The organism is Okeania sp. SIO2B9 (genome assembly GCF_010672505.1).
Taxonomy (GTDB): domain Bacteria; phylum Cyanobacteriota; class Cyanobacteriia; order Cyanobacteriales; family Microcoleaceae; genus Okeania; species Okeania hirsuta.
The window spans coordinates 1-2,790 of the sequence record NZ_JAAHGK010001036.1 but is presented as its reverse complement, the minus strand read 5'-3'; the positions used below and the strand labels follow the sequence as shown (position 1 = coordinate 2,790).

Genomic DNA, 2,790 nt, shown 5'->3' with positions numbered 1-2,790 from the left:
ACAAAAACCTAATTAATTGGCCTTGATGGTATCACTAAAACTCAAACTGCGACTTTTTCCAGTACTTTAGGCAAGATAAGATATGATTTTTTATTAACTTTTAGATACTCATATTAAAAAAAAAAATTGTTTGTAAAAACTAATTTATTAGATGAATAAAGATTTAATTAAAGTCCTTTTAATAGAAAACAATACAGACGATTTTATTCTGATCTATGACTTACTGTCACAGGTAGAATCACCAAAAATATTACTAGACTGGGAAAATACTTACGAAGCAGGATTAACAGTAATGAAAAAAAATCAACATGATATTTGTTTGCTTGACTATAAATTCAAAGAAACAAAAGGGTTAGAAATACTTCAAACAGCAATTAATCTAGGTTGCCAAATGCCAATCGTATTACTCACAGATATAGAAAATCAAGAATTAGAGATGGATTTAATGAATAAAGGAGTAGCAGATTACTTGAATAAATCAGAAATTAACGAATATACATTAAATCGAATAATTCGCTATACACATGAGAATAATCAAAATTTAAACGCTTTAAAAGAAAGCAAAGCAAAGCTACAAGAAGCACAAAAAATTGCTCATTTAGGGAACTGGGAATATGACTTAAAGACACAAAAAATAACTTGCTCAGATGAAGCATTTCGCATTTTTGGTCTTAACCCTAGCAGAGGAGAACCAACTTATCTAGAATGGGTTGAAATGTTTACTCTCGAAAGTCAAAAAATATGGGATAAAAATGTGATTTTGATCTTAGAAAAGGCAGAAAGTTGTGAATGTGAATATCAAATCATTCGACCAGATGGTACATTAAGGTATATTTATACTCAGGCTACTTTAATTGTTGATAGTAACTCAGAACCTATAGGCATATTCGGCACAGTGCTAGATATTACAGATCGTAAAAAAGCAGAGTTAGCTGTGCAGGAACTTAGACAAAAAGAGCATTTATTAGGACTCATTCTAGACCGGATTCATCAATCTTTAAATTTGGATGAAATATTAGAGACTACAGTAGAGTCAGTACGGTTTTTTTTGGAGTGTGACCGCGTCTTAATTTATCGTTTTTTGGAAGATGGAAAAGGTATCGTAGAAAAAGAATCTGTAGCAGCAGATAGCAGTCCAATTTTAGGTGAAATTATTGACGATCCATGTTTCCCAAATACAGATATTATAGAACGCTATAAACAAAGTTATATTAGTATAATAGAAGATATTGAAAGCCCAGATATAAACAAATGCCATGCCGATCTACTCAAACAGTTTCAAGTCAAAGCAAATATGGTATTGCCAATTTTAATTAATCAAGAAGGGGAAAAACAAGGTTCGGAAACTACTGCATGGGGATTAATAGTAGCTCATCAATGTACTCATAAACGACAATGGCGAATATCAGACACCGATCTATTGAGACGCTTGGCAACTCAGATAGCGATCGCTATTCAACAAGCTCAACTTTATCATCGTTTAGAAAAACTAAATCAAGAATTAAAAGAAATAGCTTATGTTGATGGTTTGACAGGAATTTGTAACCGTCGCCACTTTGAAGAAAAACTAGACCAAGAATGGAAAAGATTAACACGGGATCATGCTTCTATGTCAATAATTATGGTGGATATAGATTATTTTAAACCCTACAACGATACTTACGGTCATCAGCAGGGAGACAAATGTTTGCAACAGGTAGCTCAAACTATTAGTGCTGCAGTGAAACGACCAGGAGATTTTGTAGCTCGATATGGGGGTGAAGAGTTTGTGGTTGTACTGCCAAATACTCCCATAGAAGGAGCGCTGAAGGTTGCAGAAAAGATTATAACACAAATTGAGGCTTTAAAAATTCCCCATACAGCTTCGACAGTCAGTAAGTGGGTGACAAGTAGTTTAGGAGTGGCAAATAGTCACTGCTCTACTGACTCTAATCCTCAAATATTACTAGAAGCAGCAGATATGGCGCTATACAATGCTAAAAATACTGGTAGAAATCAAGTTTATATTGATGATTCATACTAAATCCGGTTTAGAAGAGAGATTTATTGTGAAGGTAAGGCAGAAGGCAGAAAGATTAGAAGGCAGAAAGATTAGAAGGATTTGGACAAATTAGCTTTTCATAACCGGATTTGGTATCATGTATAAAAAATTTTTAGGAGCAAAAGCAATAAATTCATTTAGTCATACAACTGTATAAATCTGGTTTCTCAGTAACCTTGATTGAATCTAGCTTAAAATCTCTATATTTGAGATTTATAGGCAAATTTCTGCTTTTTATAAAAAACATTCACTTAGCATAGAAATATGCAACAAACTCTGGGACTTACAGCGGATTCCATTTGGGTAGACCACAGTAAGGACGTTCCATGGAACGTCCCTACAAGGTTTGATGTGTGAAGATATTGTGTGCTAGCATATTTACACCCCACATTCCGCACGTCAATTTGTAGCATTAAAAGTAGTATATAAATCCGTAGCTTGGTAGGTATTTATACTATGCAAATCATCTCAATTACTTTTTTCGTTGATCAAATTCCGAGTAAAAAATTTACGCATAAATACTTGCTATACATGATTACTCAATCACGGCAGCTATGATTTTCTGCTAAAATTCTGTCTCCTGTCTCCTGTCTCCTGACTCCTGACTCCTGACTCCTGATTCGATACTACATTTTGTGGTGCGGAATGTGGGTTACACATTATTTTTTGTACACCTTTTCGCTTACTGCACTTTGAGCTGGACATTGTAAATACCTGAGCGCTCATTGCGATACTTGGTTCATTCATTA

General features: G+C 34.2%; 2 protein-coding genes. One reads left to right on the top strand and one right to left on the bottom strand.

What is annotated here, in order from left to right:
* Positions 1-151 precede the first annotated feature (151 nt).
* Positions 152-2,023 (top strand): diguanylate cyclase domain-containing protein, encoded by a 1,872-nt coding sequence (locus F6K13_RS26925; RefSeq protein ID WP_287288983.1) that lies wholly within the window; start codon positions 152-154, stop codon positions 2,021-2,023.
* A 570-nt stretch (positions 2,024-2,593) separates the two neighbouring features.
* Here F6K13_RS26925 and F6K13_RS26920 read toward each other — a convergent pair.
* On the bottom strand, positions 2,594-2,790 hold a 197-nt coding region (locus F6K13_RS26920; protein WP_287288981.1), incomplete at its 5' end, for a hypothetical protein.